Below are 24,304 nucleotides of genomic sequence, written 5' to 3'. Positions count from 1 at the left end.
ACGGGGGCCGCGGGCTACGGCAGCGCGAGCATCCGCTCCAGCGCCAGCTTCGCGAACGCCTCGGTCTCCTTGTCGACCTCGATGCGGTTGACCAGGTTGCCCTCGGCGAGGGACTCCAGGGTCCACACCAGGTGGGGCAGGTCGATGCGGTTCATCGTGGAGCAGAAGCAGACCGTGCGGTCGAGGAAGACGATCTCCTTGCCCTCGGGCGCGAAACGGTTCGCCAGCCGCCGCACCAGGTTCAGCTCGGTGCCGATGGCCCACTTGGAACCGGCGGGCGCCGCCTCCAGCGCCTTGATGATGTACTCGGTCGAGCCGACGTGGTCCGCCGCCGCCACGACCTCGTGCTTGCACTCGGGGTGGACCAGCACGTTGACGCCCGGGATCCGCTCGCGTACGTCGTTCACGGACTGCAGGCTGAAGCGGCCGTGCACCGAGCAGTGGCCCCGCCACAGGATCATCTTCGCGGCCCGCAGCTGCTCGACGGTCAGGCCGCCGTTCGGCTTGTGCGGGTTGTAGAGGACGCAGTCGTCGAGCGACATGCCCATGTCCCGTACGGCGGTGTTGCGCCCGAGGTGCTGGTCCGGCAGGAACAGCACCTTCTCACCCTGCTCGAAGGCCCAGTCCAGGGCCCGCTTCGCGTTCGACGAGGTGCAGATCGTGCCGCCGTGCTTGCCGGTGAAGGCCTTGATGTCGGCCGAGGAGTTCATGTACGAGACGGGCACGACCTGCTCGGCTATGCCGGCCTCGGTCAGCACGTCCCAGCACTCGGCGACCTGCTCGGCCGTCGCCATGTCGGCCATCGAGCAGCCGGCGGCCAGGTCGGGCAGGACGACCTTCTGCTCGTCGCCGGTGAGGATGTCCGCGGACTCGGCCATGAAGTGCACACCGCAGAACACGATGTACTCCGCCTCGGGCCGCGCCGCCGCGTCCCGGGCCAGCTTGAAGGAGTCGCCGGTGACGTCCGCGAACTGGATGACCTCGTCGCGCTGGTAGTGGTGGCCGAGCACGAAGACCTTGTCCCCGAGCTTCTCCTTGGCCGCGCGGGCGCGCTCCACCAGGTCGGGGTCGGACGGGGAGGGGAGGTCGCCCGGGCACTCGACACCCCGCTCGCTCCTCGGGTCGGCCTCACGGCCGAGCAGCAGCAGGGCGAGGGGCGTCGGCTGTACGTCGAGCTCCTGGGTCTGGGACATGGCGGGCTATCCTTTTCGTCGAATTGACGTTATCTATGATAACCGCTTCACGTCATGTTGACGATGGCCATAGCGTCGATGTGACGTGAATCCCGGCTGCCGAGGCCGGTACGCGTTCCCCCGCACATGGCCGGGTTCCACCGGCCATGTGCGAGCATGAAGAGAGACGCGCACGAAATTCCGCGCGGCCCGGAATGAATCCGGGACTCCGGCGGTTGCCATCGTCGGCAAGCAGTCTCCGTACAACCCGGGAGAGATGTAGATGTCCGTATCGGACGAGACCGGCACCGTCACCGACGGCATCATCGTGACCGACGCCGCCGCGGCCAAGGTCAGGGCCCTGCTCGACCAGGAAGGCCGTGACGACCTGGCGCTGCGCGTCGCCGTTCAGCCCGGCGGCTGCTCCGGCCTGCGCTACCAGCTCTTCTTCGACGAGCGCTCGCTCGACGGCGACGTGGAGAAGGACTTCGACGGTGTGAAGGTCGTCACCGACCGTATGAGCGCCCCGTACCTGGGCGGCGCCACCATCGACTTCGTCGACACCATCGAGAAGCAGGGCTTCACCATCGACAACCCGAACGCGACGGGCTCCTGCGCCTGCGGCGACTCCTTCAACTAGGGTCCCGCCCGCGCGTCGGCGGTACGCGTTCGCGCGACACACGGGTACGACGAAGGCGGCGTCCCCCTCCGAGGGGGACGCCGCCTTCGTATGCCCGGGAACGGGAGGCCCCGGCCTACCGCGGCTCCAGCTCCGTGATCCCGCCCTTCGGGATCACCTCGCCGTCCGACCCGACCACCTTCCGGTCGCCCAGCGGCTCGTCCAGCCGGACCGTCCGCTCCATCGCCTTGGCGATCATGATGCAGACCTTGCCCTCCCAGGGGGTGTCGGTCACGGTGACCGTCACCTCGCCCGGCCCCTCGCTCACCGAGGCGCTGTAGTCGCCGCACACCCCGCCCCAGAAGGTCACGGTCAGCTCGTCGCCGTCGACCGAGTAGCCCTGCACCTCCACATCGCGCGAGTCCGGACCGGTGGACGGGGTGTCACCCGGCACGCGGGGCTTCCCGGTCGGCTCCGAGCGGGGCTCGGGGGAGGCCAGATACTCCGGGTCGACCGCCGGACGCGTCACCGTGTAGGTGTCCCCGGCCCCCGTCGGCCGTACCTCGAACATCCAGGACGGCACCAGCGCCGGGCGGCCGTCCACCTGGTGCGAGGCCAGCCCGAACACCGCCTTCTCGACGGTGACCGGCTCCGGCTTCGGCAGCGCGGTCATCCGCTCGCACGGCGTCTCCTCCGCCCCGGCCGTCGCGCTCTCCCCGGCCGGGCCGATCCCGTTCTCGCCCTCCAGCGGTACAGGGCCCGTGCAGCCGCCGATGCCGCCGCGCCCGGTGCCGACGCCCTGACCCGGGCTGTTCAGCAGCTCCAGCGCCCGCTCCGCGTCCACGACGGGATACGTGTCGCCCTTCACCGGCGACTTCAGGTTGCCGCTGCCGCCGACCACCTGGCCGTCGGCGCCGATCTGGACGCCGGTGGTCCAGCCGTGCGTGGGCAGTCCGCCGACCTCGGGGTCCGCGTTCACCACCCGGACGGCGCCCATGAGCTGGCCGGCGTCGAGCTTGGCGTCGTCCTGCCCGACGGCCTTGAGCACCGGCGCCGCGGCCTTCCTCGCCGCCGCCTCGCTCACCGGGTCGCCGCCCTCGGCCGTGCCGGAGGCGCAGACGTCCACCTTCTGGCAGTTGTCGCCGCCCGGCGTGTAGCGGTTGAACGTCCAGGCCCCCGGCGCCTGCCTGGTGACCCGCAGCATCGGCCCCGAACCGTCCCCGGCCGCCCCCACCTGCCAGGCGTCGCCCTCGGCCGTGGGGGTGCCCTCCACCCCGAGCGCCTTCGCGAGCCGTGTGACCTCGGCGGCCGTCACCCGGCCCTCGACGCGGTACACGGGAGCGGAACCGGGGCCGTCGGGCAGTTCGCCGTCCGCGCGGTAGGTCACCCCGCCGGGGTCCGGCTCACCGGGCGCGATGCCGTTCGAACCGCCGTCGGTCCAGCCGTCCAGCGCGAGCGGCGGGGGAGTGCCGTCGCCACCGGGCGCGGCCGATCCCCCTCCACCGCCGGATCCGCCGGACGAGGTCGAGGCGAGCAGTGCCCCACCGCCCCCGACCAGCAGCACGGCGGCGGCCACGGAGGCGACGGCCACCCGGGAGCGCCGCCGGCGCGGACGCCCGGCCCCGCCGACAGCCACGACCTCACCGGCGTCGGCACCCTCGTCGACGGCACCGGCGCCGGCACCGGCCTCCGCCACCACCTCGTCGCGCTCACCGGCCTTGGCCTCGTCCGGCTCACCGGTCGCTGCGGACTCCTCGGCCTCCGCGGACTCATCCGCCTCGGCCTCGCCGGCCGCGGCGGTCCCGTCGGCGTCGTCCCCGGTGGCGTCGTCCTCGGCAGCCCTGAGCTCCTCGGTGGCGTCGGGCCCGGGGCCCTCGTCCGGGTTCTCGGGGGTGTCGGGTCGCTCGGGGTTCACCGCATCGCTCCTTCGGCAGGTCGTACACCGCCTCCCCTATACGGGGGACGGCGATGGGACGCGGCGGAGGAGCCGACGGTTCCCTCAGCCGCCGTACACCGGCATCGCGTCCACCAGCCGCGCGGACGTCACCGGCACCGTCACCCCGTGAATGAGCGAAGGAGACACCGGAGCCGTAATGACCTTCGCGGGGGCCGCCCAGTGCGGAACCATCCGCGCGCAGTCGCCACGCAGCGCCGCGAGGCCGCCGTCCTGGTCGAACGGGACGGTGCCGTGGATCTTGGGGTTCGTCATAACGGCACCGTACGCACCGGAAACCCCACGAAGAAAGACCTACTATCGGGTAGTTTCGCCTGCTTCAGAGCACGCGGACGACCCGGTAGCGTGAACTGTCAATCCCCTCTCCCTTCGCAGGAGCGTGTCCTCGCCGTGCGTATCGCAGTCTCCGGCTCCATCGCCACCGACCATCTGATGACCTTCCCGGGCCGCTTCGCCGACCAACTCGTCGCGGACCAGCTGCACACGGTCTCCCTCTCCTTCCTCGTGGACCAGCTCGACGTACGCCGGGGCGGTGTCGGCGCGAACATCGCGTTCGGCATGGGACAGCTCGGCACCCGCCCGATCCTGGTCGGCGCGGCGGGCTCCGACTTCCACGAGTACCGCGCGTGGCTCGACCGGCACGGGGTGGACACCGCCTCCGTCCGCATCTCCGAGACGCTGCACACGGCCCGTTTCGTGTGCACCACGGACGCCGACCACAACCAGATCGGCTCCTTCTACACCGGCGCGATGAGCGAGGCCCGGCTCATCGAGCTGAAGACCGTCGCCGACCGCGTCGGCGGCCTCGACCTCGTCCTCATCGGCGCGGACGACCCGGAGGGCATGCTCCGCCACACCGAGGAGTGCCGCTCCCGGAACATCCCGTTCGCCGCGGACTTCTCCCAGCAGATCGCCCGCATGGACGGCGACGAGATCCGGATACTGCTGGACGGCGCGACGTACCTGTTCTCCAACGAGTACGAGAAGGGCCTCATCGAGTCCAAGACCGGCTGGTCCGACGAGGAGATCCTCGGCCGGGTCGGCCACCGGGTCACCACCCTCGGCGCGCGGGGCGTCCGGATCGAGCGGGCCGGCGAGGACCCGATCGAGGTCGGCTGCCCCGAGGAGGAGCGCAAGGTCGAGCCCACGGGCGTCGGCGACGCGTTCCGCGCGGGCTTCCTCTCGGGCCTGGCCTGGGGTGTCTCGCTGGAGCGGGCGGCGCAGGTCGGCTGCATGCTCGCCACGCTGGTCATCGAGACGGTGGGCACGCAGGAGTACGCGTTGCGCCGGGCGCACTTCATGGACCGGTTCGAGAAGGCGTACGGCGACGAGGCGGCGGCGGAAGTGAAGAAGCATCTGGGCTGACGGAACCGGGGCGACCACACTGGTCGCGCAGTTCCCCGCGCCCCTGAAAAGCCAGGGGCGCGGGGTGCTCGTCAGCTCACCCGGCGCACCACATACGCCGAACCCCGCTCCGCCGGCTCTTCCCCCACATACTCCTGGCCCCGCATCTCGCACCACGCCGGGATGTCCAGGCGGGCCGCCTCGTCGTCGGAGAGGACGCGGACCGTGCCGCCGACGGGTACGTCACCGATGACCTTGGCCAGCTCGATGACGGGGATCGGACAGCGCTTGCCGAGGGCGTCCACGATCAGGGCGTCCTCGCGCACGACGGTCGCGGGGGCCGGTGCCCCGAGCTTCTCCCGCACCGCCGCGACCGTCCCCGGCAGCACGGAGAGGAACCGTTCGACGTCGGCCTCGGCCGCGCCCATCGGCAGCGACACCCGCACGTTCCCCTCGCTCAGCACCCCCATGGCCCGCAGCACATGGCTGGGCGTCAGCGTGCTGCTCGTACAGGAGGAACCGGAGGAGACGGAGAAGCCCTCGCGGTCCAGCTCGTGCAGCAGTGTCTCCCCGTCGACATAGAGACAGGAGAAGGTGACGATCCCCGGCAGCCGGCGCTCCGGGTCGCCCACCACCTCCACATCGGGCACCAGCGACGGCACCCGCGTCCGGATCCGCTGCGTCAACTCCCGCAGCCGTACCGCCTCCGCGTCCGCGTCCGCCCGTACGGCCCGCAGCGAGGCGGCGGCCGCCACGATCGCCGGGATGTTCTCGAAGCCGGAGGCCCGCCCCGACTCCCGCTCGTCGGCGGGCCCCTGCGCCGCGAACCGCACACCCTTGCGTACGACGAGCAGTCCGACCCCGGACGGACCACCCCATTTATGGGCACTCGCGGTCAACACCGACCACTCGCCGCGCACCCGCCCCCACCCGAGCGACTGCGCCGCGTCCACCAGCAGCGGCACCCCGGCCGCCCGGCACGCCTCCGCCACCTCGGCCACCGGCTGCTCGGTCCCCACCTCGTGGTTGGCGGACTGCAGACAGGCGAGCGCGGTGTCGGGGCGCAGGGCATCGGCGTACGCGGACGCGGCCACCGATCCCGCGCGGTCCACCGCCACTTGGGTGACCGACCCGCCGCCGGCCTCGTGCGCCTCCGCCGTGTGCAGCACCGAAGAGTGTTCGACGGCCGACACGATCAGGTGACGCCCCACCCGCCGCCGCCCGGCCAGCACCCCGGCGACCCCGGAGTGCACCGCCCGCGTCCCCGACGCGGTGAAGACCAGCTCGTCCGCCCGGCACCCGACCGCCTCGGCGGCGGCCTCCCGCGCCGCGTCCAGCAACAGCCGCGCCCGCCGCCCCTCCCGGTACAACCGCGCGGGATCGGCCCACCCTTCGTCCAGCGACGCCAGCAACGCCTGCCGCGCGACGGGATGAAGGGGAGCGGAGGATGCAGAGTCGAAGTAGCCCACAGGGCAACGCTAAAGCCTCGGGCCGACAACAAAGGGGCGCGGGGAACTGCGCGAGCAACCACAAACATCCCGCACCCGCCAAATCACCCGAACCCCCGAGCTATTAGGCGCCCGGCGTGACCCCCGGCGCGTTGGGACCCCCTCCCCGCGCGACCCCAAATCGCGTCCAGTAGGGTTTGGTCCGCATAAACATCCAAACCCCTGCCCGACGCAGGGCGGCGACCGACCAGCGAGAAGGCCGCAGCCATACCGCGCGGGCGAGACTCTCGGGAAGGCGCTACGTGAGTCCCAACGGCTCCGACCTCCCCCACTGCCTTAACGGCGTGGGTGGTACCCCCATGCCGCGGCGCCCGATGCGGCGGAAGCTGCTGCAGGCGATGACCGCAGGCCTGGTCCTGGCGACCGCCACCGGTTGCACATGGGAGGACTTCCCCCGCCTGGGCATGCCCACCCCGACCACGGAAGAGGCTCCTCGGATCCTCTCCCTGTGGCAGGGGTCGTGGGCGGCCGCGCTCGCCACGGGCGTGCTGGTGTGGGGCCTGATCCTGTGGAGTGCTTTCTTCCACAGGCGCAGCCGCACCAAGGTCGAAGTTCCCCCACAGACCCGGTACAACATGCCCATCGAGGCGCTGTACACGGTCGTCCCGCTGATCATCGTCTCGGTGCTCTTCTACTTCACCGCCCGCGACGAGTCGAAGCTCCTCGACACGTCGAAGAAGCCCGACCTCACGGTCAACGTGGTCGGCTTCCAGTGGAGCTGGTGCTTCAACTACGTGGAGAACGTCGAGGGCTCGACGGGCGACGCGAAGACCGACGAGAACCTGGCCGCCATCCCGGACCGGTTCAAGAAGGACTTCCCGGCGAACGCCGGCGGTGTCTACACCTGCGGCACTCCTGGCGACAAGAACCCGCAGACCGGCAACCCCGGCCCGACCCTCTGGCTCCCTGAGGGCAAGACGGTCCGCTTCGTCCTCACCTCGCGTGACGTCATCCACTCCTTCTGGGTGGTGCCGTTCCTGATGAAGCAGGACGTCATCCCGGGCCACACCAACGCCTTCCAGGTGACCCCCAACCAGGAGGGCACCTTCCTGGGCAAGTGCGCCGAACTGTGCGGCGTGGACCACTCTCGGATGCTCTTCAACGTGAAGGTCGTCTCCCAGGAGCGCTACGAGGAGCACCTCAAGTCGCTCGTGGAGAAGGGCCAGACCGGTTACGTCCCGGCCGGCATTGAGCAGACGAGCCACGAGAAGAACCGGGAGACGAACCAACTGTGAGCATCATCGACGAACCTCAGGGTGCCGCAGCCGCCGAGGGCTCGTACGAAGACGAGCTGCCCGTCCGGCGCAAGCAGCCCGGTAACGTCGTGGTGAAGTGGCTGACGACCACCGACCACAAGACGATCGGCACGCTGTACCTGGTCACGTCGTTCGCGTTCTTCTGCATCGGCGGCGTGATGGCGCTCTTCATGCGCGCCGAACTCGCCCGCCCGGGCACGCAGATCATGTCGAACGAGCAGTTCAACCAGGCGTTCACGATGCACGGCACGATCATGCTGCTGATGTTCGCGACGCCGCTGTTCGCCGGTTTCACCAACTGGATCATGCCGCTGCAGATCGGCGCGCCCGACGTGGCGTTCCCGCGGCTGAACATGTTCGCGTACTGGCTGTACCTCTTCGGCTCCCTCATCGCGGTCGGTGGCTTCCTCACCCCGCAGGGCGCGGCCGACTTCGGCTGGTTCGCCTACAGCCCGCTGTCCGACGCGGTCCGCAGCCCGGGTATCGGCGCCGACATGTGGATCATGGGTCTGGCCTTCTCCGGCTTCGGCACCATCCTCGGCGCGGTCAACTTCATCACCACGATCATCTGCATGCGCGCACCCGGCATGACGATGTTCCGCATGCCGATCTTCGTGTGGAACGTGCTGCTGACCGCCGTCCTGGTCCTGCTCGCCTTCCCGGTCCTCGCGGCCGCGCTGTTCGCCCTGGAGGCGGACCGCAAGTTCGGTGCGCATGTCTTCGACGCGGCCAACGGCGGCGCCTTGCTCTGGCAACACCTCTTCTGGTTCTTCGGCCATCCAGAGGTGTACATCATCGCGCTGCCGTTCTTCGGCATCATCTCCGAGGTCATCCCGGTCTTCTCCCGCAAGCCGATGTTCGGCTACATGGGTCTGATCGGCGCGACCATCGCGATCGCCGGCCTCTCGGTGACGGTGTGGGCCCACCACATGTACGTCACCGGTGGCGTGCTCCTACCGTTCTTCTCCTTCATGACGTTCCTCATCGCCGTACCGACCGGCGTGAAGTTCTTCAACTGGATCGGAACGATGTGGAAGGGCTCGCTGTCCTTCGAGACACCGATGCTCTGGGCGACCGGCTTCCTGATCACCTTCACCTTCGGTGGTCTGACCGGTGTCATCCTGGCCTCGCCGCCGATGGACTTCCACGTCTCGGACTCCTACTTCGTGGTGGCGCACTTCCACTACGTGGTGTTCGGCACCGTCGTCTTCGCGATGTTCTCCGGCTTCCACTTCTGGTGGCCGAAGATGACCGGCAAGATGCTCGACGAGCGCCTCGGCAAGATCACCTTCTGGACGCTGTTCATCGGCTTCCACGGCACGTTCCTCGTCCAGCACTGGCTGGGCGCCGAGGGCATGCCGCGCCGGTACGCGGACTATCTCGCGGCCGACGGCTTCACCGCGCTGAACACGATCTCCACGATCGCCTCGTTCGTCCTCGGTCTGTCGATCCTGCCGTTCCTCTACAACGTGTGGAAGACGGCCAAGTACGGCAAGAAGGTCGAGGTCGACGACCCGTGGGGCTACGGCCGTTCGCTGGAGTGGGCGACCTCCTGCCCGCCGCCGCGGCACAACTTCCTCACCCTGCCGCGGATCCGCAGTGAGTCCCCGGCGTTCGACCTGCACCACCCGGAGATCGCCGCGCTCGAACAGCTCGCGCACGGCGGCCCGGCGGCCGAGCTCGCGGCCAGCGGCAAGGAGGCCGGCAAGTGAAGGTCCAAGGCAAGATGTTCATCTGGCTGGCAGTCTTCGTGCTGGCCATGGCGATCGTCTACGGCGTCTGGTCGAAGGAGCCCGCCGGCACCACGGCGCTGTTCCTGGCCTTCGGCCTGTGCATCATGGTCGGCTACTACCTGGCCTTCACGGCCCGGCGGGTCGACGTGGGCGCACAGGACAACAAGGAGGCCGACGTCGCGGACGACGCCGGTGAGCTGGGCTTCTTCAGCCCGCACAGCTGGCAGCCCCTCGCCCTCGGCGTGGGCGGCGCGCTCGCCTTCATGGGCGTCGTCTTCGGCTGGTGGCTGCTGTACTTCTCCGCCCCGATCATCATGATCGGCCTGTGGGGCTGGGTCTTCGAGTACTACCGCGGCGAGAACCAGAACCAGTAACGCGCGGCGGTACCACGCGCCGAGCACACGGAAGCCCGGACACTCCGACAGGGGGTCCGGGCTTCCCCCGTTCGCCGCACCGGACGTAGCCCGGTCGGCCCACCCGACGCGCCACGCCCGACGGGCGTTCCTACGTTGAACCCATGAACAACTCACCCCGTAACCGCACGGTCGCCGGCTGCACCCTGCTGGTGGTCTCCCTGGGAGCGGGCGTCACCGCCTGCGGTTCCGGGGGCCACCCGCTGTCGGGCACGCCCTACGACGCGGCCGACCACGTCTCGTTCAACACCCCGAGCGGGGACGGCGAGAAGGCCGACCCCGACAAGCCGCTGGAAGTCACCGCCGAGGACGACAGCCGCATCACCGACGTCACCGCCGTGGACGCCGCAGGACGCTTCGTGGCGGGCGAACTCTCCGCCGACGGAGGCCGCTGGCACTCCACCTCGCCGCTCGCCGCCAACGCCCGTTACACGGTCCGTGTGAGCACCGAGGACGAGGACGGCGCCCCCGGCCGCGAGACCCTCGCCTTCGACACCGGCCGCCCCCTCACCAAGAAGCGCCTGAACGTCACCTTCGGCCCCGAGGAGGGCAGGTACGGCGTCGGCCAGCCCGTCACCGCCGAACTGAGCCGGCCGGTCAAGGACAAGGCGGCCCGGGCCGTCGTCGAACGCGCCCTCAAGGTGGACTCCACCCCCGCCGCGGACGGTGCCTGGCACTGGGTGGACGACAAGAAGCTCCACTACCGCCCGAAGGAGTACTGGCCCGCCGACGCCACGGTCCGGGTGCACAGCAACCTGGAGGGCCTGAAGATAGGCGACCGGCTCTGGGGCGGGAAGGCCGAGCCCCTCACGCTGACGACCGGCGCCAAGATAGTCGCCGTCACCGACGCCGCCTCGCACCAGATGACCGTGTACAAGAACGACGAGGTCGTCAAGCAGATACCGGTCACCACCGGCATGCCCGGCTACGACACCCGCAACGGGGTCAAGGTCGTACTGGCCAAGGAAGGCACCGTACGGATGACCAGCGCCAGCATAGGCGCGTCCGACTTCTACGACCTGACCGTGCACCACTCCGTCAGGGTCACCAACAGCGGCGAGTACGTCCACGCCGCCCCCTGGTCCACCGGCTCCCAGGGTTACGCCAACGTCAGCCACGGCTGCACCGGCATGAGCATGGGCAACGCCGCCTGGTTCTACGACACCATCAACGAGGGTGACATCGTCGAGGTCGTCAACTCGGCCGGCGACACCATGGCCCCCTTCGGCAACGGCTACGGCGACTGGAACCTCGACTGGAAGAACTGGCGCGAGGGCAGCGCCCTGGTCGGCGGCACCGAGGAGGTACCGGGGCCCCAGGTACAGGCTCGCCTGAGGCCCGAGTCGGTCTAGGCACCCACTCCTAGGCGCTCAGCGCCTGCCTGCTGCGCAGCAGGGAAGCCAGGGCCGCCGCGAACTCCACCGGATCCACCGGCAGGGTCACCGCCGCGTCGGCCCGGCTCCAGGTCGCCAGCCACGCGTCCTGCGGCCGTCCGATCAGCACCAGCGCGGGCGGGCACTCGAAGATCTCGTCCTTGATCTGCCGGCACACCCCCATGCCCCCCATGGGCGCGGCCTCGCCGTCCAGGACACAGACATCGATCCCGCCCCGGTCCAGCTCCTTGATGACGGCGGCGGGGGTCGCGCACTCCAGGAACTCCACCTGGGGAACGTCCGGCGCCGGACGGCGCCCCGTCGCCAACCGAACTTGTTCGCGGGTGTTGGAGTCGTCGCTGTAGACCAGCACCGTGGCGGTCGGCTGCATTGTTCCTCCGTGACGTCAGCGTCTTAAGGACAGGCCCGATGCGCGGATGCTACTCCCTCGAACACCACGTCAGCACCGGTACGACAGGGAGCAACACTCCGAACGGCACCCCCCGGAGTGAGGGCGGGATAAGCGACCGACATAATGTCGGTCGTGGCGACAGCAACGACAGTAGAAACCGGGCACGCGCACCCGTCGGTCAACCGGCCGAACCTCACCAGCGTCGGAACCATCATCTGGTTGAGTTCCGAGCTGATGTTCTTCGCGGCCCTCTTCGCGATGTACTTCACCCTGCGATCGGTGACCGGTCCGGAGTTCTGGACGGAGAAGGCCGACACCCTGAACTTCCCGTTCTCGGCGACCAACACCACGATCCTGGTGCTCTCCTCCCTCACCTGCCAGCTCGGCGTCTTCGCCGCCGAGCGCGGGGACGTGAAGAAACTCCGGATGTGGTTCATCGTCACGTTCGTGATGGGTGCGATCTTCATCGGCGGCCAGGTCTTCGAGTACACCGAGCTGGTCAAGCACGAGGGCCTGTCGCTCTCGTCCGACCCGTACGGCTCGGTGTTCTATCTGACCACCGGCTTCCACGGCCTGCACGTGACGGGCGGTCTCATCGCCTTCCTGCTGGTCCTCGGACGCACCTACGCGGCCAAGAGGTTCACCCACGAGCAGGCGACCGCGGCCATCGTCGTGTCCTACTACTGGCACTTCGTCGATGTCGTCTGGATCGGCCTCTTCGCCACGATCTACATGATCAAGTAGATCGGCGGACGGGCGGGCGGACCGACCGTACGCCTGCCACGCACCGAGAACGACCCTTCCAGAAGCACCGACGCAGAAGATCCTGACACCGGGGTAATCCGTGAAAAAGCTCTCCGCACGACGACGCCATCCGCTGGCGGCGGTCGTCGTCCTATTCATCGCGCTGGCGGCCTGCGCGGGGCTCTACACCGCCTTCGCCCCCGCGGAAAAGGCGCAGGCCGATGAAACCGCCCAGACCCTCACCATCGAGGAGGGCAAGAAGCTCTACGCCGTAGGCTGCGCCAGCTGCCACGGCACCGGCGGTCAGGGCACCACCGACGGTCCGTCCCTGGTGGGTGTGGGCGCGGCGGCCGTCGACTTCCAGGTCGGCACCGGCCGGATGCCGGCCCAGCAGCCTGGCGCGCAGGTCCCGAAGAAGAAGGTCATCTACTCGCAGGCCGAGATCGACCAGCTCGCGGCCTACATCTCGTCGCTGGGCGCAGGCCCGGAGATCCCGACCGAGAACGAGTACGACCCCGAGGGCGCGGACATCGCCGAGGGCGGCGAGCTGTTCCGGACCAACTGCGCTCAGTGCCACAACTTCACCGGCAAGGGCGGTGCGCTGTCCGAGGGCAAGTACGCGCCGAGCCTTGAGGGTGTCGACCCGAAGCACATCTACGAGGCCATGCAGACCGGCCCGCAGAACATGCCGTCCTTCCCCGACACCACGCTGACGGAAGAGAACAAGAAGGACATCATCGCGTACCTCGAAGCGGTCAACAGCGGCGAGACCGTGGAGCCCGGTGGCCTCAGCCTCGGCGGACTCGGTCCCGTCAGCGAGGGCCTCTTCGGCTGGGTCTTCGGACTCGGTTCGCTGATCGCCGTCGCCGTGTGGGTCGCCGCCCGGACCGCAAAGGCCAAGAAGTCATGAGTAGCCAAGAGATTCCAGAAGAGAACCTGCCCTCCGAGCAGGACGCGCACGGCGCGGTGAAGGTCGCGGACGAGAAGAACCCCTTCGCGGACCCCGGCCTCCCGCCCCACGAGCACCGGATCCAGGACATCGACGAGCGGGCCGCCAAGCGGTCCGAGCGCACGGTCGCCCTGCTGTTCACGGTGTCGATGCTGGCCACCGTCGCCTTCATCGCCTCGTACCTGGTGATCGACGTCGACAAGTCGATCTACGTCTGGCCGATCGGTCACATCAGCGCGCTGAACTTCGCGCTGGGCATGACCCTGGGCCTGTCGCTGTTCTGCATCGGCGCCGGCGCGGTCCACTGGGCCCGCACGCTGATGTCGGACGTCGAGGTCGCCGACGAGCGTCACCCGATCGAGGCCGCGCCCGAGGTCAAGGCCAAGGTCATGGCCGACTTCAAGGCCGGCGCCGAGGAGTCGGTGATCGGCCGTCGCAAGCTGATCCGCACCACGATGTTCGGCGCGCTGGCCCTGTTCCCGCTCTCCGGTGTCTTCCTGCTCGGCGGCCTCGGCCCCGCGCCCGGCACCAAGCTGCGGCACACCACCTGGGCCAAGGGCAAGAAGCTCGTCAACATGAACACCAACGAGCCGCTGCGTCCCTCGGACGTCGCGGTCGGGTCGCTGACCTTCGCCATGCCGGACGGCCTGAGCGAGCACGACCACGACTTCCAGAAGAACATCGCCAAGGACGCCCTGATGATCGTCCGGATCCAGCCGGCCGACATCAAGGACAAGCGCGAGCTGGAGTGGTCCCACGAGGGCATCGTGGCGTTCTCGAAGATCTGCACCCACGTGGGCTGCCCGATCTCCCTGTACGAGCAGCAGACGCACCACGTGCTCTGCCCCTGCCACCAGTCCACCTTCGACCTCGCCGACGGCGGCCGGGTCATCTTCGGCCCCGCGGGTCACGCCCTTCCGCAGCTGAGGATCGCCGTCGGTGAAGACGGCTACCTCGAAGCGGTCAGCGACTTCGAAGAGCCCGTCGGTCCTGCCTTCTGGGAGCGCGGATGAGTACTGCAACCACCACCGACGCGCGCGACAAGCGCGAGAAGGCACCGGCCGGCGAGCGCGTCGCCGACTGGGCCGACGGCCGGCTCGGGATCTACTCCCTGGCCAAGGCCAACATGCGCAAGATCTTCCCCGACCACTGGTCGTTCATGCTGGGTGAGATCTGCCTGTACAGCTTCATCATCATCATCCTCACGGGTGTGTATCTGACGCTGTTCTTCCACCCGTCGATGAACGAGGTGGAGTACCACGGCAGCTACGTCCCGCTGCAGGGACAGCTGATGTCCGAGGCGTTCAACTCGACCATGCACATCTCCTTCGAGGTGCGCGGTGGTCTGCTGATCCGGCAGATCCACCACTGGGCGGCGCTGATCTTCCTCGCCGGCATGTTCGTGCACATGATGCGGGTGTTCTTCACGGGCGCGTTCCGCAAGCCGCGTGAGGTCAACTGGCTGTTCGGCTTCCTGTTGTTCGTCCTCGGCATGTTCACCGGCTTCACCGGTTACTCGCTCCCGGACGACCTGCTCTCCGGCACCGGTGTCCGCTTCATGGAGGGCGCGGTCCTGTCCGTGCCGATCGTCGGCACGTACCTGTCGTTCTTCCTCTTCGGCGGCGAGTTCCCGGGCGGCGACTTCGTGGCCCGCTTCTACTCGGTCCACATCCTGCTGCTGCCGGGCATCATGCTCGGCCTGCTGGTGGCGCACCTGATCCTGGTCTTCTACCACAAGCACACGCAGTTCGCGGGCCCCGGAAAGACGAACAACAACGTCGTCGGCATGCCGCTGCTCCCCGTGTACATGGCGAAGGCGGGCGGCTTCTTCTTCCTGGTCTTCGGTGTCATCGCGGTCATCTCGGCGATCGCCACGATCAACCCGATCTGGACCATGGGCCCCTACCGCCCGGACCAGGTCTCCACCGGCGCCCAGCCCGACTGGTACATGGGCTTCTCCGAGGGTCTGATCCGTGTCATGCCGGGCTGGGAGATCAACTTCTGGGGCCACACGCTCGTCCTGGGCGTGTTCATCCCGCTGGTGATCTTCCCGCTGGTCCTGGTCGCGATCGCGGTCTACCCGTTCATCGAGTCCTGGGTCACCGGCGACAAGCGCGAGCACCACATCCTGGACCGCCCGCGCAACGCGCCGACCCGTACGGCCTTCGGTGTCGCGTGGATCACCTGGTACATGGTCCTGCTGATCGGTGGTGGAAACGACCTCTGGGCGACCCACTTCCACCTGTCGATCAACTCGATCACCTGGTTCGTCCGGATCGCGTTCTTCGTGGCCCCGGTCCTCGCGTTCATCGTCACCAAGCGCATCTGCCTCGGCCTGCAGCGCCGGGACAAGGACAAGATCCTGCACGGTCGCGAGACCGGCATCATCAAGCGCCTGCCGCACGGTGAGTTCATCGAGGTCCACGAGCCGCTCAGCCAGGAGCAGCTGCACACCCTCACGGCGCACGAGCAGTACGCGCCGGCCCAGATCGGTGCCGCGGTCGACGAGAACGGTGTCGCCCGCAAGGTCGGCCGCCTGGAGAAGGTCCGCGCCAAGCTGAGCAAGGGCTACTACGGCGAGGACAGCCAGATCGTCAAGCCGACCGTCGAGGAGTACAAGGAGATCACGAGCGGCCACGGCCACCACTGATCGCTTCGCTTCGCCACACCACGGTCGAAGGGCCCCCGTCCGATCTTCGGACGGGGGCCCTTCGCCGTGCTCGTGGCTGGATAGGGTGGGGTTCACCTTCTTCCACGTCACGTCTACGACACCCAGGAGCGGCCGTATGAGCGCTGTGACCCCCGCTGGAGGCGACACCGCGGCGGGCCGTTCCTGGCCCGCCGTGCTGAACGCGCTGCTGTCCGGGCACGACCAGGACGCCGGCGCCACGTTCTGGGCGATGGACCAGATCATGCGCGGGGAGGCGACGGACGCGCAGATCGCCGGGTTCGTGGTGGCGCTGCGGGCCAAGGGGGAGACGGTCGCCGAGATCACCGGTCTCGTCGACGCGCTGTACGAGCACGCCAATCTGATCGAGGTGGCCGGGCGGACCGTCGACATCGTCGGTACGGGCGGGGACGGCGCCAAGACGGTCAACATCTCCACCATGTCGTCGATCGTCGTCGCCGGTACGGGCGCGAAGGTCGTCAAGCACGGCAACCGCGCCGCCTCGTCGGCGTCCGGCGCCTCCGATGTGCTGGAGAAGCTGGGCGTCAATCTGGAGCTGACACCGAAGCGGGTCGCCGAGGTCGCCGAGGAGGCCGGGATCACCTTCTGCTTCGCGGTGAAGTTCCACCCGGCGCTGCGTCATGTGGCCGCCGCGCGCGGGCAGTTGGGCATCCGTACGGTCTTCAACGCGCTCGGGCCGCTGGCGAACCCGGCGAAGGTGCGGGCCCAGGCGGTCGGGGTCGCCGACCCCCGGATGGCGCCCATCATGGCCGGTGTCTTCGCCGGGCGCGGCAACTCCTCGCTGGTCTTCCGCGGCGACGACGGCCTCGACGAGCTGACCACCACGGCGACGTCGCGGGTCTGGGTCGTCCGGGACGGCCAGGTGACCGAGGAGGCCTTCGACCCGCGTGACGTCGGGCTGGAGCTGGTGCCGGTGGAGGCGCTGCGGGGGGCCGACGCGTCCTACAACGCGGATGTCGCGCGGCGGTTGCTGGGCGGGGAGACGGGGCCCGTGCGGGACGCGGTGCTCTTGAACTCGGCGGCGGCGCTGGTGGCGTTGGACCCGACGTCCGCGTCGCTGGCGGAGCAGGTGCGTGATGGCATGGCGAAGGCTGCGGAGTCGATCGACTCCGGGGCGGCGCGGCGGGCTCTTGAGCGGTGGGTCACGGCGACGAACCGGTAGTTCGTCGGGTGCGGGTCCGGTGGGGGCTGGTCGCGCAGTTCCCCGCGCCCCTGAAGGACCAGGCCCCTGCTTTTCAGGGGCGCGGGGAACTGCGCGAGAAGCCCCACCGGACCCGCACCCGCCCACGAACCGCACCCCCACTCCGGAAGGCGCCCCATCCCGCGATCCGGACACAGGTTGCGGCGCGGCGATCACTTCACGTACGTTCTGGTTCAGGTCATGAGTGACAGCCCATAGCCCCGGCTGGCTGTCCGGCAACCCTCCTTCCGTGGCGGGGTGCCCCGGGTGAAGACCGGGCCGTAGGCAGCGAGGTCTACGGCAAGCGCGGCTTCGAGGGAGTCTTCCGTGAGCAAGCGAATGCGATAGGGCCGCCGAGCCCCGCCTCCGCGCACCCCTTTTCTCTTTCTCTCTTTCCTCCGCATGCCTTGCTTTCGCATGCCCCTCACGGGAGTTCGCCATGTCTGTCTCCACCCTTGCCGCCACCCAGTCCGTTTGTGCCCCGCTGCCCGTTCTGGGACGGGATGTCACCGTCCCGCTCGTCACCGGTGGCGAGGTCACCTACGCCGCCCTCGACTACGCGGCCAGCGCCCCGGCCCTGCAGCGCGTATGGGACGACGTGGCGGCGTACGCGCCGTACTACGGGAGCGTGCACCGGGGCGCCGGGTACCTCTCCCAGCTGTCGACGGACCTCTTCGAGAACGCCCGGAGGACCGTCGCCGAGTTCCTCGACTGCCGGGACGGCGACCAGGTGGTGTTCACCCGGTCGACCACCGACTCGCTGAACCTCCTCGCCGCCGCCCTCCCCGCCGACTGCCAGGTCTTCGTCTTCGAGACCGAGCACCACGCCTCGCTGCTGCCCTGGCGGGACGCGCGGGTGACCTATCTGGACGCGCCCCGGACGCCGGAACAGGCCGTCGCCACGCTGGAGTCGGCGCTCGCGGGGCGCGACCCGTACGGGCCGGCGCTGGTGTGCGTCACCGGGGCCTCCAATGTCACCGGGGAGATCTGGCCGGTGCGTGAGCTGGCCGCCGCCGCGCACGCGCACGGTGCGCGGATCGTGCTCGACGCGGCCCAGCTGGCGCCCCACCACGCCGTCTCCGTACAGGAGTTGGACGTCGACTGGGTCGCCTTCTCCGGCCACAAGCTGTACGCGCCCTTCGGCTCGGGCGTGCTCGCCGGCCGCGCCGACTGGCTCACCGCGGCCGAGCCGTACCTCGCCGGCGGCGGCGCCTCCCGCAAGGTGACCCGGCGCACGGACGGCGGTGTGGACGTCGAGTGGCACGAGAGTGCCGCCCGCCACGAGGCCGGCTCGCCCAACGTCATCGGCGCCTACTCCATCGCCTCCGCCTGCAAGGCCCTCACCGAGGCCGGGTTCGACACGCTGGTCGCCCGCGAGCGGTATCTGATCGACGCTGTACGGGCCGGGCTCGCCGAGGTGCCCGAGGTGCGGATCCTCTCCCTCTTCGGGGACGACGCCCCGCGTGTCGGCGTGATCTCCTTCGTCGTCGAGGGCTGGAACAGCTCCCACTTCGCCGCCGCGCTCTCCGCCGAGTACGGCATCGGCGTCCGCGACGGCCTCTTCTGCGCCCACCCCCTCGTGCGCACCCTGCTCGGCAGCGACCCGGGGACGCAGGGCGAGTGCGGCGCCCCCGAGGCCGCGCCCGGCGAGCGGTCCCTCAACGCGATCCGGGTGAGCTTCGGCGCGGGCACCCCCGACGAGCACGTGGAACGGTTCGTGGGCGCGGTGAAGGAGCTGGTGAGCAACGGCGCCCAGTGGAACTACCGTACGGAGGACGGGCGTTGCGTCCCCGCCGTCTGACCCGGCGGGTGATCCGCGGCGGCTGAACCCGCCGTCACCCGGGCGCCCAGCACGATCATCCGCAGGGCCCGCTCGGTGGCGTCGGTGAGCAGTTCGCTCGCGCGGACCAGGGCCTCGGCGAGGGCCATCGGGGCGGGCAGGATGCCGGTGCAGGCGTCGACACCCGGCACCTCGTGCGCGCCTTCGCCGAGGGTGCCCGCGAGGGCCAGCACCGGGCGGCCGTACAGCTTGGCGCGGCGGGCCACCTCGGCGGGGACCTTGCCGCGGGGCGTCTGGTGGTCGAGGGCGCCCTCGGCCGTGACGACCAGGTCGGCGCGGGCCAGCCGGGCGTCGAGGTCCAGATGGCCCAGGAGCACCTCGAAGCGGGGGAGCAGCCGGGCGCCCAGGGCCGCCAGCCCGGCGCCCAGCCCGCCGGAGGCACCGGTCCCCGGGCCGGCGCGGAGGTCCGTGCTCGGCGGGGCGAGGTCACGGGTGAGGACGCGCGCCCAGTTCTCCAGGCCCGCCGACAGCTCCTCGACCTGCTCCGGTGTCGCCCCCTTCTGCGGGCCGAAGACCCGGGCGACCCCCCGGTCGCCGCAGAGCACGTTGAACGGGTTGCAGGCCACCAGCAGCTCCACCTCCCTGAGGCGGGGATCCAGACCGGACGGGTCGATCCGGTCCAGACGGCCCAACTCCCGCCCTCCCGCAGGGAGTTCGGCGCCCCGCGCGTCCAGGAGCCGGGCGCCCAGCGCCTGGAGGGCACCGGCCCCGCCGTCCGAGGTGCCGGAGTCGCCGCAGCCGACCAGGATCCGCCGTACGCCGGTGTCGAGCGCGGCGCGGATCAGTTCGCCGACGCCGTACGTGGTGGTGGCGCCGGGATCGCGGAGGGCCCGGGGGACGAGGGTGAGGCCCGCGACGGCGGCCATCTCGACCACGGCGATCCCCGTCGCCGCCGGGTCGTGCGTGCCGAGCAGGGCGAAGTGGGTGTCGACCGGATCGCCGACCGGGCCCGTGGCGAGCCGGGGGACCAGCCGGCCGCCGGTGGCGGTGGCCAGCGCGGCGGCGGTGCCCTCGCCGCCGTCCACCAGCGGGATCAGATCCACCTCCGCGTGGGGCAGGACGCGGCGGACGCCCTCCGCGATGGCGTCGGCGGCGGCCTCGGCGGACAGGGACTCCTTGAAGCCACTGGGGGCTACGGCGACTCGGTTCAGCATGTTCTCAGGGCTCCTGAAGAGTGGTTACGGGACGAGCGGGACACCCAGCAGCGGCCACACCACCACCGCGAAGAGCACGACCAGGGCGGCGGTCAGCGGGGCCAGGACGGCGGAGAGGCGCAGCAGGTCGCGGGGGGTGTAGGTGGGGGTGCCGGGCAGGTCGGCGAAGAGGGCGACCGGCTTCGCGGAGGCCGGGAGGGTGTGGCAGAAGCCCGCCGCGGCGGTGGAGGCGAGCGCTGCGGCGACCGGGCTGACACCGGCGCCCACGGCCGCCGCGACGACCAGCGGGACCAGCACCGACGAGCGGGCCGACCGGGACTGCAGGACCAGATGCGCGGCCGTGCTGACCACCACGACCACCACCAGGAACACCAGCGGGGTGACCCCCGGGGGCAGCCCGGAGACCAGCCACTTCGCCGCTCCCGAGTCGCTGAGCGCGACGCCCATCGCCATCGTCGCGGCCATGAAGAGCAGCATCGACCAGGGCACGGTCCGCAGTGCGTCCTTCAGCCGTACGGTGCCGAGGGCCGGTGAGGCGGCGACGACCGCGCCGATCAGTGCGACCACCGCCGGAGAGACCCGGTGCAGCGGCTCACTGCACCACAGGACCACGACCGTGGCCAGCAGCAGGGCACAGCGAGACTCGGCGGGGGACCAGGGGCCGGTCACCGGCCGCTCGCTGTGCAGCTGGATCTCCTCCACCGTGATCCGCACCGGGCCCCGGCGGTCCTCGCGCCGGGTCGTCGTCAGCAGGACGGCCTCGGCCGCCAGATGGGACGACACGATCGCCAGCGGCAGGCCGAGCAGCAGCCACTCGGTGAAGCCGATCCGGTCGCCGGTCGCCTCCCACAGCACCGACACGGTGATCAGATGCGCTCCCGCGCCGATCAGGGTCGCCACCGCCGACAGAAGGATCACGGTCGGGAACAGCAGCGCCAGCATCACGACCAGTCGTCTCCGGTCGGCCAGCGCCTTGGCGAGGGCCAGGAACACGGGGAGCGCGAGGGCCGCGCGGCCCGAGGTGGCCGGCACGGCGAAGGCGGTCACCACGAGTGCGGCGGTCGTGAGGTGTGTCAGCTGCCGTACGGTTCGGGCGCCGCTCACCAGGAACGCGGCGGCGCGACCGGCCAGACCCGTCCGGGTCACCGCCGCCGCCAGCACGAACGCGCAGATCAGCAGCCATACGGTGTCGTCGCCGAGGGTGCCGAAGAGGGTGTCGTCGCTGATGACCCCGGTGACGGTGAGGGCGAGGCCCGCGCCGAGGGCGATGTACGTGTCGTCGATGGGGGTGCCGATCCACGCGGCGGTCGCCAGCGTGAAGACGATGAGGGTGAGGCGGGCCTCTCCGCCGAGGCCGGGGAAGTTGCCGGGGACGGCCAGCAGGGCGCAGAGGGAGAGTGCTATGCAGAGGGTGGTGGCCAGGCGGAGGTTCAGGGTCACGTCATCAAGGGTTCAAGCGGGGGGTGAGTCCTTGATGAGCCGTCTATGAAGGAAGCTTCACGTCGGCAGGCGGTAGCCCATGCCCCTCACCGTCTCCAGCTGGGCCGCTCCCAGCTTCTTGCGCAGCGCCCGTACGTACACGTCCACGATGTTCGAGCCCGGGTCGAAGTCGTAGCCCCAGACGTGCGACAGGATCTGCTCCCGCGACAGGACCTGGCCGGGGTGGCGCAGGAAGAGTTCCATGAGGACGAACTCCCTGGCGGTCAGGTCCACCAGGCGCTCCCCGGACCGCGCGCGTCGGGTGCGCAGGTCCAGCGTCAGGTCGCCGCTGCGCAGCATCGTCACCTCGGGGGCCCTGGCCGCCGTACGCAGCCGGAGACGGACCCTCGCCAGGAGCTCCTCGAAGCGGAACGGCTTGGTCATCCAGTCGTCGGCGCCGCCCTCCAGGCCGGCCACGGTGTCGCGTACCGAGTCGCGGGCGGTCAGCACGATGACCGGCACGGTGACACGGGCCTCGCGCAGCTCGCGCAGGACGGTGAAACCGTCGCGGCCGGGCAGGCCGATGTCGAGGACGACCAGGTCGAAGCCGCCGGTCAGGGCGTACTCGTAGGCCGAGTCGCCGTCGCCGACCACGGTCGTGGTGAAGCCGCCCGCGCGCAGGCCCTTCTCGACGAAGGAGGCGATGCGTTCCTCGTCCTCGACGATGAGAATGCGGTTCACGGGAGGGCCCCTTCCAGGGTCAGGGTCAGGACGAAGGTCGCGCCGCCGCCCTCGGTGTCGTGCAGCCGCACGCGGCCGCCGTGGGCCTCGGCGATCGCGCGGACGATGGCGAGGCCGAGCCCGGCACCGGAGCCGCGGGCGCCGCGCCGGGCCGTGCCGCGCCGGAACCGTTCGAAGACCACCTCGGCGTCCTGCGGCTGCACCCCGGGCCCCGAGTCGACGACGTACAGCTCGACCGCCCGGCCCTCGGCGCGGGAGCCGACGCGGATGGTCTGGCCGGTGGTGGTGTGCTGCACGGCGTTCTGGGCGAGCTGGACCATCGCCTGGGTGATCCGCTGGGGGTCCAACTCGGCCTCCAGGTCGGCGACTTCGGCGAGCTGCCAGTCGCGGTCGCCCAGGGTGCGGGCCTTGACGTAGACATCGGCGGTGAGTTCGGCGAGCTGGACCGGCTCGGGGCGGACGAAGTCGGGCCGCTCGGCCTTGGCGAGCAGCAGCAGGTCCTCGACGATGCGGCTCATCCGGTCCAGTTCGTCGGTGACCAGCCGGACCGTCTCCTCGCGCTCGGCGGGATCGTCGCCCATCAGCTCCAGATGGCCGCGCACGATGGTGATGGGGGTGCGCAGCTCGTGGCCCGCGTCGTCGGCGAACTCCCGCTGCGCGGCGAACGCCCGCTCCAGCCGGTCGAGCATCGCGTTGAACGTCTCGGCGAGCGCGGCCACGTCGTCCCGGCCGTGCACCGGGATGCGCCGGGTGAGGTCCTGCTCGGTGAGCTGGGCGGCGGCGGAGCGCACCAGCCGGACGGGCTTGAGGATGCGGCCCGCGACCACCCAGGCGATCCCGGTGGTCATCAGCAGGGCGACCCCGGAGATGGCGAGCAGCACTTGGAACACCTCGTCGGCGCGGGCCTGCTCGCTCGCCGGGTGGAAGGCGACCACGAACGCCGCGTCCGCCTCGGAGCCGTGCCGGGCCACCTCCACCTTCGCCCAGCGGATCTCCCCGGCCGCCCGCTCCAGCGTGCCCATGGAGGCGGGCGACTCGAAGATGCGCCGCCGGGCGTCGCCGTCCTCGTGCAGGGGCAGCGGGACGGGGATCTCGCGCTGCTGGAAGAGCTGTGAGGGGGCGCGCCCGCTCCGGCCGACGAGGCCGATCAGCTCCTCGTCGAGGTCGGCGTTCTGCCGCTCCAGGAAGACCTTGAGCAGCCGTGACGGCTCGGTGAAGGGGGCGCCGGTCTGCGGATCGACGCCGTGCGCCTGGAGGTTGGTGAACTCCCCGGCCTCCTGCGCGAGCAGCTCGTCGATGCGCTGCTCCACGTCCCGCAGCAGGATCGACCGCGTCGTCGTCGCGACCGAGGCCAGCGCCACGGTCATCACGAGCAGCAGCCACAGCAGGATCCGGACCCGGGCCGAGACCCGCCCGAGCGGCCTGTCAGCCGTCGTCACCGGGTCCGTCGTCACCGGGGCCGTCGTCGGCGTCGTCCTGGCCGCCCTGCCCGTTCCGTCCTGCGTCGTCGTCATCGTCATCACTCGCGGAGCCGTCGGTCACCGGAGGCCGCGACACGGCCTCGTCGCTGGGTGTCGCCGTGGGCCGGGTGGGCGTGGGACTCGGCGAACCGCTCTCCAACTCCACCTTCGGCGGCACCTTCGGCGCCTGCGGGCTGTCGGTCAGGGCGAAACTGGTCGCGGCGATCCCGAGCGGAATCGCCACGACGGCGGCGAGAGCCGCGATCCGGCGGGAGAAGACCATGGGGACGATCCTGCGGAGCGGACCGGTCGGCGCGGATGAGGCCGGGATGAGGATTTCTTCA

The 24,304-nt window shown here is 70.3% G+C and carries 22 protein-coding genes and 1 riboswitch; of the genes, 12 read left to right on the top strand and 10 right to left on the bottom strand.

Annotated elements, in window-relative coordinates; translation table 11 throughout:
- Positions 1-14 precede the first annotated feature (14 nt).
- Positions 15-1,193, bottom strand: coding sequence for a quinolinate synthase NadA (gene nadA, locus J8M51_RS16485; protein ID WP_086754486.1), 1,179 nt, complete (start codon positions 1,191-1,193; stop codon positions 15-17).
- Between the two features lie 262 nt (positions 1,194-1,455).
- Here nadA and J8M51_RS16480 point away from each other — a divergent pair, with 262 nt between their 5' ends.
- On the top strand, positions 1,456-1,812 hold the full coding sequence (locus J8M51_RS16480; RefSeq protein WP_086754482.1) for a HesB/IscA family protein: 357 nt from the start codon (positions 1,456-1,458) through the stop codon (positions 1,810-1,812).
- Positions 1,813-1,927: 115 nt separating this feature from the next.
- Here J8M51_RS16480 and J8M51_RS16475 read toward each other — a convergent pair whose 3' ends face one another.
- Positions 1,928-3,706 (bottom strand): hypothetical protein, encoded by a 1,779-nt coding sequence (locus J8M51_RS16475; protein ID WP_086754480.1) that lies wholly within the window; start codon positions 3,704-3,706, stop codon positions 1,928-1,930.
- Between the two features lie 84 nt (positions 3,707-3,790).
- Entirely contained in the window at positions 3,791-4,000 is a 210-nt protein-coding gene (locus J8M51_RS16470; RefSeq protein WP_086754478.1) for a hypothetical protein, read from the bottom strand.
- Between the two features lie 135 nt (positions 4,001-4,135).
- Between J8M51_RS16470 and J8M51_RS16465 the strand changes: the two genes are divergently transcribed.
- Positions 4,136-5,110, top strand: a complete 975-nt coding sequence (locus J8M51_RS16465; RefSeq protein ID WP_086754476.1) for a carbohydrate kinase family protein — start codon at positions 4,136-4,138, stop codon at positions 5,108-5,110.
- A 71-nt stretch (positions 5,111-5,181) separates the two neighbouring features.
- On the opposite strand, the gene J8M51_RS16460 is transcribed toward J8M51_RS16465, so the two are convergent.
- A complete protein-coding gene (locus J8M51_RS16460) occupies positions 5,182-6,558 on the bottom strand; it encodes a cysteine desulfurase/sulfurtransferase TusA family protein (protein ID WP_086754474.1) in 1,377 nt (458 codons plus the stop codon).
- Between the two features lie 281 nt (positions 6,559-6,839).
- On the opposite strand from J8M51_RS16460, the gene ctaC reads away from it, so the two are divergent.
- The 4 genes from ctaC to J8M51_RS16440 all read left to right on the top strand — a co-directional run bounded on the left by ctaC (position 6,840) and on the right by J8M51_RS16440 (position 11,351).
- Entirely contained in the window at positions 6,840-7,832 is a 993-nt protein-coding gene (gene ctaC / locus J8M51_RS16455) for an aa3-type cytochrome oxidase subunit II (protein WP_398856185.1), read from the top strand.
- Entirely contained in the window at positions 7,829-9,565 is a 1,737-nt protein-coding gene (gene ctaD, locus J8M51_RS16450) for an aa3-type cytochrome oxidase subunit I (protein ID WP_086754470.1), read from the top strand. Before ctaC ends, ctaD begins: the two co-directional genes overlap by 4 nt.
- A complete protein-coding gene (locus J8M51_RS16445; RefSeq protein WP_045555372.1) occupies positions 9,562-9,960 on the top strand; it encodes a cytochrome c oxidase subunit 4 in 399 nt (132 codons plus the stop codon). Before ctaD ends, J8M51_RS16445 begins: the two co-directional genes overlap by 4 nt.
- Positions 9,961-10,103: 143 nt before the next feature.
- Positions 10,104-11,351: a L,D-transpeptidase gene (locus tag J8M51_RS16440; RefSeq protein WP_086754468.1), complete on the top strand. Its 1,248-nt coding sequence runs from the start codon at positions 10,104-10,106 to the stop codon at positions 11,349-11,351.
- Between the two features lie 10 nt (positions 11,352-11,361).
- Here the strand turns inward: J8M51_RS16440 and J8M51_RS16435 are convergent, their stop codons facing one another.
- Positions 11,362-11,763 (bottom strand): response regulator, encoded by a 402-nt coding sequence (locus J8M51_RS16435; RefSeq protein WP_086754466.1) that lies wholly within the window; start codon positions 11,761-11,763, stop codon positions 11,362-11,364.
- 144 nt (positions 11,764-11,907) lie between these two features.
- Here J8M51_RS16435 and ctaE point away from each other — a divergent pair, with 144 nt between their 5' ends.
- From ctaE to J8M51_RS16405, 6 genes are all read left to right on the top strand, one after another.
- Positions 11,908-12,528: an aa3-type cytochrome oxidase subunit III gene (ctaE, locus tag J8M51_RS16430; RefSeq protein WP_086754464.1), complete on the top strand. Its 621-nt coding sequence runs from the start codon at positions 11,908-11,910 to the stop codon at positions 12,526-12,528.
- A 100-nt stretch (positions 12,529-12,628) separates the two neighbouring features.
- Entirely contained in the window at positions 12,629-13,438 is an 810-nt protein-coding gene (qcrC, locus tag J8M51_RS16425) for a cytochrome bc1 complex diheme cytochrome c subunit (protein WP_086754462.1), read from the top strand.
- The gene (qcrA, locus tag J8M51_RS16420; RefSeq protein ID WP_086754460.1) at positions 13,435-14,490 is read left to right on the top strand and encodes a cytochrome bc1 complex Rieske iron-sulfur subunit; all 1,056 of its coding nucleotides are present in this window, start codon (positions 13,435-13,437) and stop codon (positions 14,488-14,490) included. The genes qcrC and qcrA overlap by 4 nt, the downstream gene beginning before the upstream one ends.
- Complete coding sequence (gene qcrB / locus J8M51_RS16415; protein ID WP_086754458.1) at positions 14,487-16,127, top strand: cytochrome bc1 complex cytochrome b subunit; 1,641 nt, start codon at positions 14,487-14,489, stop codon at positions 16,125-16,127. Before qcrA ends, qcrB begins: the two co-directional genes overlap by 4 nt.
- Before the next feature lie 136 nt (positions 16,128-16,263).
- Positions 16,264-17,328: an anthranilate phosphoribosyltransferase gene (gene trpD, locus J8M51_RS16410; RefSeq protein WP_086754457.1), complete on the top strand. Its 1,065-nt coding sequence runs from the start codon at positions 16,264-16,266 to the stop codon at positions 17,326-17,328.
- A 215-nt stretch (positions 17,329-17,543) separates the two neighbouring features.
- A riboswitch (SAM riboswitch) is annotated at positions 17,544-17,659 on the top strand.
- 126 nt (positions 17,660-17,785) lie between these two features.
- Complete coding sequence (locus J8M51_RS16405; protein ID WP_086760490.1) at positions 17,786-19,147, top strand: aminotransferase class V-fold PLP-dependent enzyme; 1,362 nt, start codon at positions 17,786-17,788, stop codon at positions 19,145-19,147.
- Here J8M51_RS16405 and J8M51_RS16400 read toward each other — a convergent pair.
- The 5 genes from J8M51_RS16400 to J8M51_RS16380 are packed head-to-tail and all read right to left on the bottom strand — an operon-like array spanning position 19,108 to position 24,243.
- Positions 19,108-20,340 carry a glycerate kinase family protein gene (locus J8M51_RS16400; protein ID WP_086760489.1) on the bottom strand — a complete coding sequence of 411 codons (1,233 nt, stop codon included), beginning with the start codon at positions 20,338-20,340 and terminating at the stop codon, positions 19,108-19,110. The two genes, J8M51_RS16405 and J8M51_RS16400, sit on opposite strands and share 40 nt — an antisense overlap.
- A 24-nt stretch (positions 20,341-20,364) precedes the next feature.
- Positions 20,365-21,780 (bottom strand): SLC13 family permease, encoded by a 1,416-nt coding sequence (locus J8M51_RS16395; RefSeq protein WP_179203325.1) that lies wholly within the window; start codon positions 21,778-21,780, stop codon positions 20,365-20,367.
- 57 nt (positions 21,781-21,837) lie between these two features.
- Entirely contained in the window at positions 21,838-22,500 is a 663-nt protein-coding gene (locus J8M51_RS16390) for a response regulator transcription factor (RefSeq protein ID WP_086760487.1), read from the bottom strand.
- Positions 22,497-23,939, bottom strand: a complete 1,443-nt coding sequence (locus J8M51_RS16385; RefSeq protein WP_179203324.1) for a sensor histidine kinase — start codon at positions 23,937-23,939, stop codon at positions 22,497-22,499. Before J8M51_RS16385 ends, J8M51_RS16390 begins: the two co-directional genes overlap by 4 nt.
- Entirely contained in the window at positions 23,926-24,243 is a 318-nt protein-coding gene (locus J8M51_RS16380; protein ID WP_086760485.1) for a small secreted hydrophilic protein, read from the bottom strand. Before J8M51_RS16380 ends, J8M51_RS16385 begins: the two co-directional genes overlap by 14 nt.
- Positions 24,244-24,304 lie beyond the last annotated feature (61 nt).

The organism is Streptomyces griseiscabiei (assembly GCF_020010925.1).
GTDB lineage: Bacteria > Actinomycetota > Actinomycetes > Streptomycetales > Streptomycetaceae > Streptomyces > Streptomyces griseiscabiei.
Note: the sequence above shows the minus strand (reverse complement) of the source record. Positions and strands in the feature narration are given on the sequence as shown.

What these genes read in the sequence shown, in the direction of transcription:
- nadA (WP_086754486.1), bottom strand. Translation starts at nt 1,193, where the DNA reads ATGTCCCAGACCCAGGAGCTCGACGTACAGCCGACGCCCCTCGCCCTG.
- J8M51_RS16480 (WP_086754482.1), top strand. Translation starts at nt 1,456, where the DNA reads ATGTCCGTATCGGACGAGACCGGCACCGTCACCGACGGCATCATCGTG.
- J8M51_RS16470 (WP_086754478.1), bottom strand. Translation starts at nt 4,000, where the DNA reads ATGACGAACCCCAAGATCCACGGCACCGTCCCGTTCGACCAGGACGGC.
- J8M51_RS16440 (WP_086754468.1), top strand. Translation starts at nt 10,104, where the DNA reads ATGAACAACTCACCCCGTAACCGCACGGTCGCCGGCTGCACCCTGCTG.
- J8M51_RS16435 (WP_086754466.1), bottom strand. Translation starts at nt 11,763, where the DNA reads ATGCAGCCGACCGCCACGGTGCTGGTCTACAGCGACGACTCCAACACC.
- ctaE (WP_086754464.1), top strand. Translation starts at nt 11,908, where the DNA reads ATGTCGGTCGTGGCGACAGCAACGACAGTAGAAACCGGGCACGCGCAC.
- qcrA (WP_086754460.1), top strand. Translation starts at nt 13,435, where the DNA reads ATGAGTAGCCAAGAGATTCCAGAAGAGAACCTGCCCTCCGAGCAGGAC.
- qcrB (WP_086754458.1), top strand. Translation starts at nt 14,487, where the DNA reads ATGAGTACTGCAACCACCACCGACGCGCGCGACAAGCGCGAGAAGGCA.
- trpD (WP_086754457.1), top strand. Translation starts at nt 16,264, where the DNA reads ATGAGCGCTGTGACCCCCGCTGGAGGCGACACCGCGGCGGGCCGTTCC.
- J8M51_RS16405 (WP_086760490.1), top strand. Translation starts at nt 17,786, where the DNA reads ATGTCTGTCTCCACCCTTGCCGCCACCCAGTCCGTTTGTGCCCCGCTG.
- J8M51_RS16400 (WP_086760489.1), bottom strand. Translation starts at nt 20,340, where the DNA reads ATGCTGAACCGAGTCGCCGTAGCCCCCAGTGGCTTCAAGGAGTCCCTG.
- J8M51_RS16380 (WP_086760485.1), bottom strand. Translation starts at nt 24,243, where the DNA reads ATGGTCTTCTCCCGCCGGATCGCGGCTCTCGCCGCCGTCGTGGCGATT.